The sequence below is a fragment of the Pseudomonas sp. CFBP 13602 genome (assembly GCF_014842725.1).
GTDB lineage: Bacteria > Pseudomonadota > Gammaproteobacteria > Pseudomonadales > Pseudomonadaceae > Aquipseudomonas > Aquipseudomonas baltica.
Window position 1 is genome coordinate 1 of the sequence record NZ_JACYVT010000002.1, and the last position, 15,664, is coordinate 15,664.

Consider the following 15,664-nt stretch of genomic DNA (forward strand, 5'->3'; position numbering starts at 1 on the left):
GCAGGCGGTGCGGGCGGCGCAGGCGGGGTCGGCGCCGTGCTCGGTCCGGCTGGTGGCAGGGTCTGCACCGGCGGCCGGGGCTCCGGTTCGGACGGGCGCTGCACGGCGCAGGCACTCATGCCCAGGGCCAGGCCGATCACGGCCATTCGAGCTAAACGGTTCATGGCATCTCTCTAAAGGTCGGGACTGTCGATCAGCAATTGCTGCACGGCGGCGCTGTCACTGGCAATCGGCGCACCGCGTGCCAGCCATTCGCCCTGAGTGGGCTGGCCGGCCCTGGATATCCGGGCGATGAGTTTGACTTCGGCAAAGTTCGACAGTTTCAGCTGTGGCATCATCGCGTCGCTGTCCGCCAGCTCGACCTGCGCCGGGAGGTCAGCGACCGTCAGGCGCTTGACCGCCAGCGGCATCGGTGGCCCGGACACCGCGCGAGCAAAGACGAACACGCTGTCACCCGGCTGCACCTTGGCGACCAGCGCGGGCGCCAGCGTCACCCGCACCTTCAACCCGGCGCGTGCTGGCGTGGGCCGGGAGGCTGGCGGTGTGTCGGCGGACGCCAGTTGGCTACGAGCGCGCGCGATTCCAGCCTGCAATGCCGTGCGTGCCGGGTCCGCATCCGGCAACGTTGCCAGCAGCCGCTCCCAGTAGCCGATGGCTTGTTCGAAGCGCTGGCTCTCGAAGGCGGCGATGCCGAGCAAGCCAAGGCTGGTTGGCTCCTTCGGATCGCCCAGCAGTGCTTCGTCGGTCAACGCCTGGATGGGTTCGGACCACTGCTTGCCCGCAGCAAAATACAGCGCCTGCGCCCACTGCCCCAAAACCTCGGGCTGCCGCCCGGTCAGGGACGCCGCACGCTCGAACAGCGCGGCTGCTTGCGCTGGGCGATTCTGCGCCATGTAGGTTCGTCCCAGGATGTAAATGCCCTCTACGGCCTCTGGCTGCATCTGCACCGCCTGCTCCAGGCGCGCCGTCATCTGCGCCACGGACGTGGGCGGCACGGCGAACTCGCGGCTCAACTCGACCTGGTCGCTGGCGCCGTAATGCAGGTACAGCACCAGCCCCACGACCGGCACCAGCAGCGCCGCGGCCAGCGGTACCGCGCGGCCCAGGCGGACATCCGACGCCGTCTGGCTGCCGTCGGTATCGGTAAGCAGCTCACGGGCCGCTTCCGCCTGGCCGCTTTCCAGCTGTGCGGGAGTCAGCACACCGGCCCTTTGCTGGGTGTTCAGCTCGGCCAGTCGCTCTTGGTACAGCGCCACGTTGAGTGCCGTACGGTCTTGCTCGGGCTGCTCGCGACGAGCCCGCAGCAACGGCACCAGCACGAAACTCAGTGCAACCAGCAGCAACAGCCCGGCAGCGAGCCAGAAATCGATCATGGGCGGTCTTCATCCAGCGGTTTTTGGGCAAGCAAGTCAGCCAGGCGTGCCCGCTCGCCCGGGTCGAGATCGCGCGGGCTGGTGGCCGGTTGCCGACGTCGGCGGCGCACCGTCACCGCGATCACGCCCAGGCCAGCCACGAGCAAGGCCGCCGGGCCGAACCAGAGCAGCCCGGTGCGCGCGGTCAGCGCCGGTCTGTAGCGGACGAATTCGCCATAGCGGTCGACCATGAACTCGATGATCTGCTCGTCGCTCTTGCCTTCGGTCAACAGCCGATGAATCTCGCGGCGCAGGTCGCCGGCAATGGGCGCGTTGGAATCGGCGATGTCCTGGTTCTGGCACTTCGGACAACGCAACTGCTGAGTCAACTGGTGAAAGCGCTCGCGCAAGTCGTCATTGGCGAACCTATAGGTGTCGATGGCGGCGTGCGCCGCTCCGGCCAGGCTCGACAGCAGCACGCAGGTCAGCAGCCAGCGTTTCAGGTTCATGGTCGGGCCTCGTCGAGCAGCGCCTGGTACAGCGGCGCCAACTGCTCGCGCCATACGGTCTGGTCGATGACACCCACCCACTTGTGGCGAATCACCCCGCGGGCGTCGATAAGAAAGGTCTCCGGCGCGCCGTAAACGCCCAGATCAAGGCCCAGAGTGCCGTCCTTGTCATTGATGTCCAGCGCGTAGGGGTTGTGATAGTCCGCCAACCAGCGGCGCGCGGCTGCGTTGTCATCCTTGTAGTTGATGCCGTAGATCAGCACGCCCTGCCGGGCCAGCGTGTTGAGCAGCGGATGCTCGACCCGGCAGGCTACGCACCAGGTGCCCCAGACATTGACCAGTGCGGGTTTGCCCAGCAGGTCGGCGCGGGTCAATGTCCGTCCGCCCTGGGTATCGGCCAGGCTGAACGCGGGAAACGGCTTGCCGATCAGCGCCGACGGCAGCTGTGCCGGGTCCAGGTGGAGGCCGCGATACAGCAGCACCGCCACTATCAGGAATGCGCCCAAGGGCAGCGCCAGCAGCCAACGCTTCATGCCGGGGCTCCTTTGCCGAGTACGTCACGCACGCGCGCTTTGACCTTGAGCCGATAGCGCTTGTCCAGCGCGGCGAGCAATCCCCCCAGCCCCGTCAGCAACCCGCCCAGCCAGATCCAGCGCACGAACGGCTTGACGTGGATGCGTACGGCCCACGCACCGTTTTCCAGCGGTTCACCCAGGGCAACGTAGAGGTCGCGGGTAAAACCGGCGTCGATGCCTGCCTCGGTCATCACCGATTGCTGAACGGTGTACAAACGCTTTTCGGGATGCAGCAAGCTGACCTGTATACCCTCGCGCAGGACCTGGATGCTGCCACGCTGAGCGGTGAAATTCGGCCCGCGATGAGACTCGGCACCGTTGAAGATGAATTGATAGCCACCCAGTTCCACTGCATCGCCCGGTGCCATGCGCAGGTCGCGCTGGGCACTGTCGTGGCTAGACAGCACCACGCCCAAGGCACAGACGGCGATGCCCAAGTGGGCCAGTTGCATGCCCCAGTAGCTGCGCGGCAAGCCAGCCAGGCCTCGGCGAAAGCCCGTGTGACGGGTCTTGTCGTGCAGGTCGCGGGCACCGGCCAGCAGCACCCAGGCAGCCAGGGCAAAGATGGTCAATACCGGCCAGGCAAAATCCCCCAGGCACCACGCTGCCAGCGGCGCCAGCAAGGCACTGCCAATCAGTACTGGCACCAGCATGCCGCGCAGCCAGGCCGTTGGCGTGTGTTTCCAGCGCACCAGCACACCGACCGCCATGGTCAGCATCAGCAGCGCCATCAAGGGCACGAACAGCGCATTGAAATAGGGTGGGCCGACCGACAGCTTGGCGCCGGTCAGGGCATCCAGGGCCAGCGGATACAACGTACCCAGCAGAATCATGGAGGCGGCTACCAGCAGAATCAGGTTATTGCCCAGCAGCAGGGTTTCGCGCGACCACAGGCCGAAGCCCACGTGACTCTTGACCACCGGCGCGCGCAGCGCGAACAGGGTCAGCGAACCACCCACCACGAACAACAGGAAGATCAGGATGAACACCCCGCGCGTTGGGTCGGAAGCGAACGCGTGCACCGAGGTCAGCACGCCCGAGCGCACCAGGAAGGTTCCCAGCAGGCTCAGGGAAAACGCGGCGATGGCCAGCAGCACCGTCCAGCTCTTGAACACGCCGCGCTTCTCGGTGACCGCCAGCGAATGGATCAGCGCGGTACCCACCAGCCAGGGCATGAACGAGGCGTTCTCCACCGGGTCCCAGAACCACCACCCGCCCCAGCCCAGTTCGTAGTACGCCCACCATGAGCCCAGGGTGATGCCGATACCCAGAAAGCTCCACGCCACCATCGTCCATGGACGTGACCAGCGTGCCCAGGCCGCGTCCAGCTTGCCGCCCAGCAGCGCGGCAATGGCGAAGGCAAAGGCCACCGAAAAACCGACGTAGCCCATGTACAGCATGGGCGGGTGAACGATCAGGCCAATGTCCTGCAGCAAAGGGTTGAGATCGCGGCCGTTGGCGGGAATCTGCGGCAGCACCCGAGCGAAGGGATTGGACGTCAGGATCAGGAACAGCAGGAAGCCGACGCTGATCATGCCCATCACTGCCAGCACCCGCGCCAGCATCACCTGCGGCAACTGCCGCGAGCCGATCGACACGGCGAAGGTCCAGCCGCCCAGGATCAGCGCCCACAGCAGCAACGAGCCCTCGTGGGCACCCCATACCGCGCTGAACTTGTAGTACCAGGGCAAGGCGCTGTTGGAGTTTTCGGCCACGTAGCGCACGGAAAAGTCGTCGTTGAGGAAGCTTGCGGCCAGGCAGGCGAACGCCAGCACCAAGAACGTGAACTGGCCCCACGCAGCTGGCCGCGCCAGGCCCATCCACAGCCGGTCGCCGCGCCAGGCACCAACCAACGGCACACTGGCCTGCACCAGAGCCAGACACAGCGCCAGGATCATCGACAATTGGCCCAGTTCGGGCACCAGCAGCGCAGCGATCATGGCGAAGCTTCCATTCGGCCAGAGTCTTTCAAGGCTTTGGTGACTTCCGGGGGCATGTATTTCTCGTCGTGCTTGGCCAGTACCTCGTCCGCCTGCACCACGCCGGCAGCGTTCAGGGTGCCGAGGGCGACGATGCCCTGACCCTCGCGAAACAGGTCGGGGAGGATGCCGCGGTAGGTGATGGTGACGCTGCGCTGGAAGTCGGTAACCACGAAGCGGACATCCAGCGAGTCGCCGGAGCGCTGCAGCGAGCCCCGCTCGACCATGCCGCCGGCGCGAATGCGCGTGCCCACCGGCGCCTCGCCATTGGCGATCTGGGTCGGCGTGTAGAACAGGTTGATGTTCTGCTGCAATGCACCCAGGGCCAGGCCCACGGCAAGCGCGACACCTGCCACCAGGGCGAGGATGAGCGTCAGGCGTTTTTTGCGTAGCGGATTCACGGTCGACCCTCCCGACGCAGACGTCGCGCTTCCTGTTGCAGGTGACGCCGCCGGGCCAGCAGCGGCCCGGCCACGTTGACCACCAGCACCAGCAGGCACAGGCCATAGGCCGACCAGACGTAGACGCCGTGGCGCCCCATGCTCAGAAACTCGCCGAACGAATCGAAGCTCATGGCGCGGCCTTCGTTTTCAAGGCACCGGCCAGGTACTCCCGGACCCAGCGGCTGCGAGCTTCGCGTCTGAGCACCTCCAGGCGCATGCGCAACAACAGCACGGCGCCGAAGAAACAGTAGAAGCCGAGCACCGTGAGCAGCAGCGGCAACCACATCTGCGCGGGCATCGCCGGTTTTTCGGTCAGGCTGAACGTGGCGCCCTGATGCAGGGTGTTCCACCACTGCACCGAATACTTGATGATCGGAATGTTGACCACGCCGACGATGGCCAGTACCGCACAGGCCTTGGCCGCGTTCTCGCGGTTGCCGATGGCCTGCCCCAGAGCAAGCAGTCCCAGGTAGAGAAACAGCAGGATGAGCATGGAGGTCAGGCGCGCATCCCAGACCCACCAACTGCCCCAGGTCGGTTTGCCCCAGATGGCCCCCGTGGCCAGCGCCAACACGGTCATCCAGGCGCCCACCGGCGCAGCGCATTGCAGCGCGATGTCGGCGATCTTCATCTTCCACACCAGCCCGACCACGCCGGCCAGCGCCATCATCACGTAGCAGGACTGGGCAAGCATGGCTGCTGGCACGTGAATGTAGATGATGCGAAAACTGTTGCCCTGCTGGTAATCCGGCGGCGCGAAAGCCAGCCCCCAGACAACGCCCGTGCCGATCAGCAGTGCCGCCGCCGCGCTCAACCACGGCAGCAGGCGTCCGCTCAGGGCATGGAATGCCTTGGGCGAGCCGAGCTTGTGAAACCACGTCCAGTTCATCACCTTGTTCTTCATGACCCCGTATCCAAAAGCATGAGCCAGACGCACACGCGGCCTGGCCCGTTCATTCGCCGACACTGATCTTCAGCCCCGCCGCGATGGCGAAAGGCGCCAAGGTCACCGACAACGCTGTCAGGCTGCCCAGCCACAACAGGTAACCCGTGGCTGGCAGCTGCTGCAACGACGCCTGCAGGGCGCCACTGCCCAGAATCAGCACCGGGATGTACAACGGCAGCGTCAGCAGCGCCAACAGCAGGCCGCCGCGCTTGAGCCCGACCGTCAACGCCGCCCCCACTGCGCCGAGCAGGCTGAGCACCGGGGTGCCGAGCAGCAACGACAGCAACAGCACCGGCAGGCAGCGCTCGGGCAGCCCGAGCATCAGCGCCAGCAGCGGGGAGACGAGCACCAGCGCCAGCCCGGAAAACAGCCAGTGCACCAGCACCTTGGCCAGCACCAGCAAGGGCAGTGGATGTTCGGACAATATCCATTGTTCCAGCGAACCGTCCTCCAGATCGCTGCGAAACAGGCCGTCGAGTGACAGCAGCACGGCCAGCAGTGCCGCTACCCATACCAGGCCGGGGGAAAGACCTTGCAGCACTTGCATCTGCGGACCCACGGCCAGCGGGAACAGCGCGATGACGAGGGCGAAAAACACCAGCGGGTTGGCCAGCTCGGCGGGCCGTCGACACAGCAGCCGTGCTTCGCGCTTGAGCAACAGGACGAAAACACTCATGCCGCCTGCGCGTCCAGTTCCAGCCGCCGGTAGCTGCCGGGGGTCTGCGCCAGCAGATGGTGGGTGGTCAGCACGACCATGCCGCCTCGCTCGCAGTGTCCGACCAGGTGCCGTTCCAACTGCTCCACTGCCTGTGCATCGAGTGCAGTGAACGGCTCGTCGAGAATCCACAGCGGCGGGCCGGGCAGATGCAGACGAGCAAGCGCCACGCGGCGCCGCTGGCCGGCTGAAAGCCGGTGACACGGCACGTCTTCGAAACCGCGCAGGCCGATCGCCGCCAATGCCGCCCAGATGCGCTCGCGACTGGCCGGGGTGTGCAGCGCGCAGAGCCAGGCCAGGTTTTCCTCGGCGCTGAGTGTCTCGTTGATGCCGGGCGCGTGGCCGATCCATACCAGCGGACAGCCACGTTCGCGCCGGTGTGCGGTCTGCGTCTGCGCCGTCAGCGCGACCTGCCCTTCAGCGGGCTGCATCAACCCGGCCAGCAGGCGCAGCAGGCTGGTCTTGCCACAGCCGTTGGGGCCGCACACCTGAAGCATGTCGCCGGCTGCCACCTGTACCTGCAGACGCTCGAACAGCAGCCGCCCATCGCGCTCGCAGGATAGATCGATGGCGTGCAGGTATGGGGTCAAGACTCGGCCTTATGAAATCGGATCGCACGTCACGGCGTCGAGCCGTGTTCAAGTTCTGCAGGGCATGGCCGCTATACTTCCATGGCACTGTATAGCAGAGCCGGCCGCAGTGGCCGCGCATTATACATGCGCAGCTCACGCCCAAGGGCGCAACCGACACAGGTTTCATCCATGCCTGACCTGATCAGCAACCTAGCCGCGCTGCCGTCTGCCAGCGGAGCCGCGCGCGCCAGTGCCTCGAACACCGAGATGGTGAAGATCACCCAGCCACTGGACAACCTGCTGGCCCTGGGCGAGACAGTCGACGCCGAGGTGGTGTCGGTCAAGGCCGGCGCCCAGGACTTTCAACTGCTGCTGCGCCTGAGCCTGGCCGGTGGCGGGGTGGCGACGATCACCGCCAGCAGCCTGCAACCGCTGCCCCAGGGCACTGCATTGCTGGTTTCGCACCTGGCCGGCGGCGCGGCCCTGGTCGCCACCCAGGAGCGCGGCAACGGCGCCCCGCTGACCCTGACCCGCATAGACACCCAGGCATTGCCGGTGGGCACGCTGTTGCAGGGCAAGGTCAGCAGCAGCCAGATGTTGCCGCAGATCGCCGGGCAGCCGGCGGTGTATCGGGCCATGGTGACCCTGCTCAACACCGCTCAGGCGGGCAATATCCTGGCCATCGAGAGCCCTCAGCCGCTGCGCCTGGGCAGCCTGCTCAGCGCCCAGGTGATGAGCGACCGCAGCCTGAATTTCGTGCCCTTGAGCGGGCGCATGGACCAACTGGCCGTGGCCCAGCAATTGGGCGCCCAGCAAGCTCGGCAGGGTTCCTTGGACAGCCTCCTGAGCGCGGTGCAGAGCCTGCGGCAGAACCCGGAACTCGCGCCGCCGACGCGGGCGGGCCTGGAGCGTCTGTTGGCCAGCTTGCCGGACATGCAGCAAATGGCCGACCCGAAAACCGTTGCACAGGCCGTGGTCGCCAGCGGCGCATTCCTGGAAGCCAATCTGCTCAACGGCCAACCGGCACCCGATCTCAAGTCGGCGCTGCTGCGCCTGATGGCGCAGATCGCGCCTGCTGCGGTGCCCAATCCGGCGGCGCAACCGGCGGTGGCGGCCAATGTGCTCGCTCAGGTGCTGCCGGGGCGCGTGCGCAATGCCCTGAATGCCTGGGGGCAGGTCAGCGAAAAAATCGTCCCGGCAAGCTTTCCCCTGCCCGCCCGCACGGCGCAGAAAAGCGAAGGCGAAGACGATCTCGAACACCTGCTGCGCCTGGCCCGCGCGGCGGTGGCGCGCCTGCAGAGTCATCAGCTCGCGGGACTGGAACAGACCGGGCGTACCCCAGATGGCGCCACGCAGACCACCTGGCAACTGGAGATCCCCATGCGCCACCTGCACGATTTCATCCCGCTGCAGGTCAAGGTGCAACGCGAAGACCCACCACCGGACCAACAGCCCCACGACAAGAACGAGCCCAGGCCCGCCCAGGAAAAGATCTGGCGCCTGGACCTGGCTTTCGATCTGGATGCACTGGGCCCGCTGCAGGTGCAGGCGCAACTGGCCCACGGCAGCCTCTCCAGCCAGTTATGGGCGCAACGGCCAGCCACCGCCCTGCTCATCGAGAACCAACTGGACAATCTGCGGCAGCGCCTGCAGGCCAGCGGCTTGAACGTCGCTGACCTGCAGTGCCACCAAGGCACCGCTCCGCAAGGCGCCCGTACGCGTCTGGAACAACGCTGGGTGGATGAAACCGCATGAACGAACGAGCCCCACGCCAAGCCATCGCCCTGCGCTACGACGGCCAGAAGGCACCTACCCTCACCGCCAAGGGCGACGATGAGCTGGCTGAAGCGATCCTGGCCATGGCGCGCGAATACGAAGTACCGGTGTATGAAAATGCCGAGCTGGTGAAGATGCTGGCACGCATGGAACTGGGCGACAGCATCCCCCACGAGTTGTACCTGACCATCGCAGAGATCATCGCCTTTGCCTGGCACCTGCAAGGCAAGACCCCTTCCGGCTTCGAACTGGCGCCTGCGCCGGCCGAGCGAGACATCACGCCCAAGGCCTTGTAGCGCCTGGGCCAGAAGGCTTTTTCCACCCCTCGAATCGAGTCTACGGCGATCGCGTCGATAGCCTTTACCGGGCCGGTTTGCTATCGGCACCGGCGGCGGCCGCCCTAAACCGCCCTAAATAGTTACCACGTCCCCCCGATGCGCCGAACGAATCATGGCCTGGCACGACTTTCCGTGCTCTGAAAGGAATACCGCCATGACTTCCCGATTCATCAGCCCGCAGGGTGTGCAAGCCGTCCGCGACGCCCTCCAGGATTACCCCAGGCCCGATCGCGCCGCTGCCGATGCGGTACGCAAGTGGGCGTCGAAACAGGGCCTGGAGCTGAATCCGGACAAGGTCGACGCCGTTACCCTGCACTATCAATTCAAAGGCCAGCGCTGCATCGCCAAGGTCGTGCGCAAGCTGACCATGACCCAGGCGCTGCTGTCGAACTGGCAGGGCGAATCGAACAATGATCTGATCGGCGCCGCCCTGCATGCTGCCTGGGCCGGCACCCCGCCGCCCTACCCGATCACCCTGGTCGACCATCTGGATGAAAAGGGTTTGTTCGACTATGGCAGCGAGTACCTGGTGTACAACGGCCTGTACCGGCAGACATCGTCGGCGGGCTACGACCCGGCCAACCACGTACGCCTTCCTGCCGAAGAGTTTCAACGCTTCATCTGGCACATGGACTTCCAGACGCCCTACAAGCACATGCTCAAGGGCTACTGGAAAAACGGACTGCAAGCCTACCGCGACGCGGCCAAAGTCAATTTCATCGCGGCCTGCAACAGGCAGACGAGCCACGCGAGCCTGAGCGATGCCGGTCGGATTCTGGCCTGGCAGATTGCAGGCCTGCTGCCGCGGCCCCATGCCGTACACGTCGCCTGCCTGAATATCTACGGCTATGCAGCGACCAATCTGCTGTGCCTGAAAAACACTGCGACCGGGCTGACGGTGCTGTACATACCCGGCAACAGCTCGCCGTTCCACGAATTCACCGACGAATCGTCGATGAAGCGGTGGGTGGCCAAGCACTGCAGGCACCCACACACCCGTCAAGCGCTCGAAGCGCACTTTCCACCCGGCGACGAGGCCGACACGCTGGGTTTCAGTGGCCTCGCCACCGCGCTTACGGGTCTGGGCCTGTACCCCGCCTACCACCATTTCGATCCCGACAGACATCCCGGTTTCGCCACCAGCGGTTTGTGGGTACCCGAGGATACGGTCAACTACCGGACGAGCCACTACAGCCCGCCCATCGAAGGCGACCTGTTCATGGCCATGGCCCGCCAACAGAAGAAACGCAGCGAGCAGGACGCCGCGTTCATCATCGACACCGACAGCTCGGTAACCCAGGAAAAGTGGCGCGGCTACTTCACTTCGGCTATCAACACCCTGGCCCCGATCGCGATGGTGGTGCCGGAACTGGCGCCAATCTTTGCCTTGGGCGGCCTTGCTCAACTAGGCCTTGGGCTGGATCGGGCAATCAACGGCAAAAACCTGGAGCAGCGCGCCGCCGGCGCCGACGATGCGGTCTGGGGGATGCTCAATGCAACACCACTGCTGCACCTGCAGATTCCCCAAAGACCGGCAATCTTCCGCTTCAAGCGTGCCGAGTTCGTCATCCCGGCACGCATCAACGGCCAGCTCGGCTACCCGCTGAGCCCGGTGCAGGCTCCGCACCTTGCGGCCCTGGAGCCAGTTCTGGAGACCGCCTTCAGCCTGCCGCAATCGGTACAACCCGTGGCCGGGGCGGACCAGGCGCTTGGCGATGCCATTATTCGCGTGCCCAGCTACAGTGGCAGGCACGACCTTCTGGAATGTGAAATAGACGGATACGTCGCTGCCGTTCACTACGATGTGGAGCGCGACGCCTTCGTCCAGAGCACCGACCTCAACGAGATCGATCCGCCGTGCTACGTGGCGCCGCAGCCTGGCGGGCGCTCGCTGTCGCGGTTGCCGAACGTCGCGCGGCCCGTCACCGACGCCCAGCGCGTGCAAACCCTGCGGGCGCTGGGGGTCGATCTGACACTGCCGCTGAGCCTTGGCGAACTGCGCCCACCGGTCATGAAAGCCATTGCGAAGAAAATCTCCTGCCTGTGGGTCGGCGACAAGGTCATCAGCGCTGCCTTGCTGGAAAACGTAGGACGCAATGCCGCCCTGCTGCGCGACAGCAGTTACCAATACCGCCTGTTCCTTTCCACGACCTCACCGCAAGCCTATGCGCGCAACGTCGAGCTGTTGGCCCAGCATGCGCCCTCGCTGCGGGTCATCCCGCTCGAACCGCATCCGCTGTACACGGCGTTCAAACGCAGTCGCTATTTCCGGCAATACCAGGCGGCCATCGAAGGCAACGGCGGCATCGCCACCAACTACGCTTCGGCATCCGACGTGCTGCGCTATCGAATTCTGAAAAGCGAAGGCGGCCTGTACATGGATATGGACGACAGCATCCTCGCACCCGGAGAGAAAACCCCCATGGGGCAGCTGGCCGAGCCCATCGACAGCGTACCGCTGCGCACGTCGGACCGAGGCCTGATCCTTTCGGTGCCCCTGTCCAATGAAACCCTGGGCATGAACATCCAGTTCGGCAACAGCATGATCGGCAGCCACGCGGGCAATCCGACCCTGGATGCAGTGTCGCAAACGATGCTGGAGCGCTTCGAGGCGCAGCCACGGTTCTACGATAGCCGTCCGGATCGGGCGACCGATCCCGAAGGCTTCCAGCGTTATGCCATTACCTTGAACCACATCAGCGGGCCCGGTGCACTCAACCACACCATCAGCCAGCGGTTGCTTGAGCTGGCGCAGTACCGCGAGGCGTGGAACCTGGCGGCGTTGCCGATCCGTGACATCAACGGCGTCCTCGACTGGTCGGGATTCAACGATGCGTATCAGACACTCACGCCACTCAACCGCTTTTCGCGGGTAGGCAGCAGCCTGAGCTGGACCCACACCTGAGTGACACCGCCGGATGCTGACGAGCAACAGGCGCTGGGCGCTCAGCCGCGGTGCAGTTTGCTCATCAGCTCGGCCTCGGCCTGGGTGAGGCCGCAGGCCTGGGTCAGCTCATCCACCGACGCGCCCATGGCCACCAACTTGCCCGCCTGGGCAAACGACAGGCTGCCGGGGTCGCGTTGCTCGAGCTGGGCCAGCTTCTCCGGCAATGGCCCAACCACCGCGCGCAACTCGTGCAGTGCTTCGCCCAGGCGCACGTTGAGATTCTGGTAATCGTCCAGGCGCTTGGTCAGCTCGCGCAGCCGCTGATCGCGCAGCGCATCGCCTGCCGCCTGTTCAGCAGCCAGCAGGCGCTGGCTTTTCTGGTAGGACAGGAACAGCGAGACCGTTCCAACCCACAGCACCGCCAGCAGGACGACTGCAACCTCGAAGATCAATCAGATATTCTCCAGCTCGGACCACTCTTCTTCGGACATCATCTTGTCCAGCTCGACAAGAATCAGCAGTTCGCCATTCTTGTTGCACACGCCCTGAATGAACTTGGCCGACTCGTCGTTACCGACGTTGGGCGCCGTTTCGACTTCGGACTGGCGCAGGTAGACCACCTCGGCCACGCTGTCGACCAGAATCCCTACCACCTGCTTGTCGGCCTCGATGATGACGATGCGCGTATTGTCGCTGACATCGCTGGAATCCAGACCGAAGCGCTGACGCGTATCGATCACCGTGACCACGTTACCGCGCAGGTTGATGATACCCAGCACGTAGCTGGGCGCACCCGGCACCGGTGCGATTTCGGTGTAGCGCAACACTTCCTGCACCTGCATCACATTGATGCCATAGGTTTCATTGTCCAGACGGAAGGTGACCCACTGCAGGATCGGATCTTCGGAACCTTGGGCGGACGACTTCTTCATGCTACTAACCCCTCAAATGCCATGACGGCGGCGTGTTCATTCAATTCTTGACGATAGCGGTGGTGGCGGCAGGCTTGCCTGGCGCCGAGGCGACTGGACGCAGATGGCGTGCGCCGCCACTGGCGATCAGCTCGGCCAGTTCGGCGACGTCCAGCAGCGCGCACATGTGTTCGATGACGGTTCCCGCCAGCCATGGCCGCTGGCCGCGCTGACTGCGCCACTTGATCTCGTTGGGGTCCAGGCGCAGCGATCGGCTGACCTGGTGCACGGCCAGACCCCACTCGTAGCCCTGCACCGAAATCACGTACTGCAACCCCTGGCGGAAATCATCGCGGTAGCGATCGGGCATCACCCAACGCGCGGTGTCGAGCACTTTCAGGTTGCCACTGTTGCTGGGCAGGATGCCGAGAAACCAGTCGGGCTGGCCGAACAGCGGCGTCAGGGTCTGGCCAGCCAATGCATAGATCGAACCCAGGCACACCAGCGGCACGGCCAGGGTCAGCCCGGCAACGTCGAACAGCAGGCACTCGAACGGCTCGGCGGCCCAGCTGGGGCGACCATCTACGGTTGCCGAGAGCGGCTGCAGACTTGCCGACGGCAGATGGACATCGACCACCGGTGCGACCAGCGCCGACTCGGCTGACGGGATTGAATCGGCAATGGGCGTGGGCACCTGCCCCTGCACCGGCGGCGAAAGCACTGGCACTGGCACTGGCACTGGTACCGGCTGCAGGCTTGCAGCATCGCGCACCTGTTCCTCGAGCACGGCTGCCTGGAACTCGTCGAGTCTGTCCAGGCCGGCGTCGAGATCCAGCGCTTCGAACGCCTCGGTGGCTTCATGCAACAGGCTGTCCAGGTAGGACTGCAAGGCCACCTGGGGCCGTTGGGCAATATCGACGGGACGGTTCATCAGGCTACCTGCGCGACGAGTTGTTGGGCCAGCAAATGCTTGAGCAAGGCCCGGTAGGCGACCACGGCGCGGCTTTTGCCGTCGAAGCGCGAGGGTGTCTGTCCGGCCCGGCTGGCGTCGCGCAGACGCGTGTCGACCGGGATGTAACCCGGCCATATGTGCTGCGGGTAATCGTCGCGCAAGGTGCGCAGGGTGCTCAGCGACGCTTGGGTACGACGGTCGAACAACGTCGGAACGATGCTGTATGGCAGGGCCTGACGGCGCGAACGGTTGATCATGGTCAAGGTGCTGACCATGCGCTCCAGGCCTTTGACTGCCAGGTGCTCGGTCTGTACCGGGATCACCAGTTGCTGGCTCGCCGCCAATGCATTGACCATGAGCACGCCCAGCAGCGGCGGGCTGTCGATCACGGCGTAGTCGAAATCCTGCCACAGTTGCGCCAGGGTCTTGGCAATCACCAGGCCCAGGCCGCTCTGCCCAGGTTGCTGGCGCTCCAGCGTCGCCAGTGCGGTGCTCGAAGGCAGCAACGAGACGTTGGCCTCGCCGGTCGGCAGCAGCAGTTGATGAGCCAGGCCTGGCGGCACGGCGCCCTTGTGCAGGAACAGGTCGTAACAGCTGTGCGCCAGTTCATCGGGGTTGTGCCCGAAATAACTGGTCATCGAGCCATGCGGATCGAGATCGACCATGACCACGCGCTTGCCCGCCTCGGCGAGCAAACCGGCCAAGGCGATCGAAGTCGTGGTCTTGCCTACCCCGCCTTTTTGATTGGCTACTGCCCAGACTCTCATGGTGATGGTTTCCCCTCGGTAAACGGCGCACTACCGAGATAGTGAAGCTTTCGGGTTATGGGCCGGGCGGCGGACTTTTGACAGACCCAGGCGCGGACGGCACGGTTAAGGGCGTCTTTGCAGTTTGTGTGCCAGCCCGGCGCAATGCTGCATCCGGCTGGGCGTTGGCGCTGCCAGAACTGGTGATGCTGCGACGCACGTCAAGGTTGCGCGAAATGACCAGCACCACCCGACGGTTGCGCCCCCGTCCATCGGCGCTGGCGTTGTCGGCCACCGGCTGGAACTCTCCATAACCGACGGCCGCCATGCGCCGCGGGTCGATGCCTTCCATGGCCATCATGCGCACGATGCTCGCTGCCCGAGCGGTCGACAGCTCCCAGTTGGTCGGGAACTGCGCAGTGCTGATGGGCAGGTTGTCGGTGAAACCCTCGACATGAACCGGATTGTCGAAAGGCTTGAGAATGCCCGCCACCTTGTCGACGATGGCGAACGCCATGTCGCTGGGCATGGCATCGCCACTGCCGAACAGCAGGCTGGACTTGAGTTCGATCTCGATCCACAGCTCGTTGCCGCGCACGGTCAGTTGATCCGAGGCAATCAGGTCGCCGAACGCCTGACGGACATTGTCGGCAATGGTCTGCAATGGGTCGACCGCCTCGCCGATGGCCGCTTCCGATTGCTCGCTGTCGGTGACCAGCGGCTGCACAGGACGGGTGGTCAAGGGTCGCTCCTCGCCGATCGGGATGGGCCTGACGCTACGGTCCGGGTCGCTGAACACCCCGACCAGCGCCTGCGACAAGACCTTGTACTTGCCTTCGTTGACCGACGAGATCGAATACATCACCACGAAGAAAGCGAACAGCAGGGTGATGAAATCGGCGTAGGACACCAACCAGCGTTCGTGGTTTTCCGGCTCTTCGAGGCGACGACGACGGGCCATGC

General features: G+C 64.9%; 17 protein-coding genes. 3 read left to right on the forward strand and 14 right to left on the reverse strand.

Annotated features, from left to right (window positions below):
* Positions 1-173: 173 nt before the first annotated feature.
* The 9 genes from ccmI to ccmA all read right to left on the reverse strand — a co-directional run bounded on the left by ccmI (position 174) and on the right by ccmA (position 7,109).
* The gene (gene ccmI, locus IFU31_RS03175) at positions 174-1,373 is read right to left on the reverse strand and encodes a c-type cytochrome biogenesis protein CcmI (protein WP_192102296.1); all 1,200 of its coding nucleotides are present in this window, start codon (positions 1,371-1,373) and stop codon (positions 174-176) included.
* Complete coding sequence (locus IFU31_RS03180; protein WP_244657634.1) at positions 1,370-1,855, reverse strand: cytochrome c-type biogenesis protein; 486 nt, start codon at positions 1,853-1,855, stop codon at positions 1,370-1,372. The genes ccmI and IFU31_RS03180 overlap by 4 nt, the downstream gene beginning before the upstream one ends.
* Positions 1,856-1,857: 2 nt before the next feature.
* Positions 1,858-2,394, reverse strand: a complete 537-nt coding sequence (locus IFU31_RS03185; RefSeq protein WP_192102298.1) for a DsbE family thiol:disulfide interchange protein — start codon at positions 2,392-2,394, stop codon at positions 1,858-1,860.
* Positions 2,391-4,361 (reverse strand): heme lyase CcmF/NrfE family subunit, encoded by a 1,971-nt coding sequence (locus IFU31_RS03190; protein ID WP_192102547.1) that lies wholly within the window; start codon positions 4,359-4,361, stop codon positions 2,391-2,393. The genes IFU31_RS03185 and IFU31_RS03190 overlap by 4 nt, the downstream gene beginning before the upstream one ends.
* An 11-nt stretch (positions 4,362-4,372) precedes the next feature.
* Positions 4,373-4,816 (reverse strand): cytochrome c maturation protein CcmE, encoded by a 444-nt coding sequence (gene ccmE, locus IFU31_RS03195; protein ID WP_122475863.1) that lies wholly within the window; start codon positions 4,814-4,816, stop codon positions 4,373-4,375.
* A complete protein-coding gene (gene ccmD, locus IFU31_RS03200; protein ID WP_122475865.1) occupies positions 4,813-4,989 on the reverse strand; it encodes a heme exporter protein CcmD in 177 nt (58 codons plus the stop codon). Before ccmD ends, ccmE begins: the two co-directional genes overlap by 4 nt.
* A complete protein-coding gene (locus tag IFU31_RS03205; RefSeq protein ID WP_185794566.1) occupies positions 4,986-5,750 on the reverse strand; it encodes a heme ABC transporter permease in 765 nt (254 codons plus the stop codon). The genes ccmD and IFU31_RS03205 overlap by 4 nt, the downstream gene beginning before the upstream one ends.
* Positions 5,751-5,811: 61 nt before the next feature.
* Positions 5,812-6,480 carry a heme exporter protein CcmB gene (gene ccmB / locus IFU31_RS03210; RefSeq protein ID WP_122475867.1) on the reverse strand — a complete coding sequence of 223 codons (669 nt, stop codon included), beginning with the start codon at positions 6,478-6,480 and terminating at the stop codon, positions 5,812-5,814.
* Positions 6,477-7,109: a cytochrome c biogenesis heme-transporting ATPase CcmA gene (ccmA, locus tag IFU31_RS03215; protein WP_192058214.1), complete on the reverse strand. Its 633-nt coding sequence runs from the start codon at positions 7,107-7,109 to the stop codon at positions 6,477-6,479. Before ccmA ends, ccmB begins: the two co-directional genes overlap by 4 nt.
* Positions 7,110-7,280: 171 nt before the next feature.
* Here ccmA and fliK point away from each other — a divergent pair, with 171 nt between their 5' ends.
* From fliK to IFU31_RS03230, 3 genes are all read left to right on the forward strand, one after another.
* Positions 7,281-8,846: a flagellar hook-length control protein FliK gene (gene fliK / locus IFU31_RS03220; RefSeq protein WP_192102299.1), complete on the forward strand. Its 1,566-nt coding sequence runs from the start codon at positions 7,281-7,283 to the stop codon at positions 8,844-8,846.
* The gene (locus IFU31_RS03225; RefSeq protein WP_192053356.1) at positions 8,843-9,163 is read left to right on the forward strand and encodes an EscU/YscU/HrcU family type III secretion system export apparatus switch protein; all 321 of its coding nucleotides are present in this window, start codon (positions 8,843-8,845) and stop codon (positions 9,161-9,163) included. The genes fliK and IFU31_RS03225 overlap by 4 nt, the downstream gene beginning before the upstream one ends.
* A gap of 196 nt (positions 9,164-9,359) precedes the next feature.
* Positions 9,360-12,110: a dermonecrotic toxin domain-containing protein gene (locus tag IFU31_RS03230; protein WP_192102300.1), complete on the forward strand. Its 2,751-nt coding sequence runs from the start codon at positions 9,360-9,362 to the stop codon at positions 12,108-12,110.
* Positions 12,111-12,151: 41 nt separating this feature from the next.
* Here IFU31_RS03230 and IFU31_RS03235 read toward each other — a convergent pair whose 3' ends face one another.
* The 5 genes from IFU31_RS03235 to motD are packed head-to-tail and all read right to left on the reverse strand — an operon-like array spanning position 12,152 to position 15,662.
* Positions 12,152-12,544: a DUF2802 domain-containing protein gene (locus IFU31_RS03235; RefSeq protein WP_049858773.1), complete on the reverse strand. Its 393-nt coding sequence runs from the start codon at positions 12,542-12,544 to the stop codon at positions 12,152-12,154.
* Positions 12,545-13,024: a chemotaxis protein CheW gene (locus IFU31_RS03240; protein WP_043186096.1), complete on the reverse strand. Its 480-nt coding sequence runs from the start codon at positions 13,022-13,024 to the stop codon at positions 12,545-12,547.
* A gap of 40 nt (positions 13,025-13,064) precedes the next feature.
* A complete protein-coding gene (locus IFU31_RS03245) occupies positions 13,065-13,934 on the reverse strand; it encodes a CheW domain-containing protein (RefSeq protein ID WP_192102301.1) in 870 nt (289 codons plus the stop codon).
* Positions 13,934-14,722 carry a ParA family protein gene (locus tag IFU31_RS03250; protein WP_122475877.1) on the reverse strand — a complete coding sequence of 263 codons (789 nt, stop codon included), beginning with the start codon at positions 14,720-14,722 and terminating at the stop codon, positions 13,934-13,936. Before IFU31_RS03250 ends, IFU31_RS03245 begins: the two co-directional genes overlap by 1 nt.
* Positions 14,723-14,777: 55 nt before the next feature.
* Complete coding sequence (motD, locus tag IFU31_RS03255; RefSeq protein WP_185794517.1) at positions 14,778-15,662, reverse strand: flagellar motor protein MotD; 885 nt, start codon at positions 15,660-15,662, stop codon at positions 14,778-14,780.
* Positions 15,663-15,664: the final 2 nt, after the last annotated feature.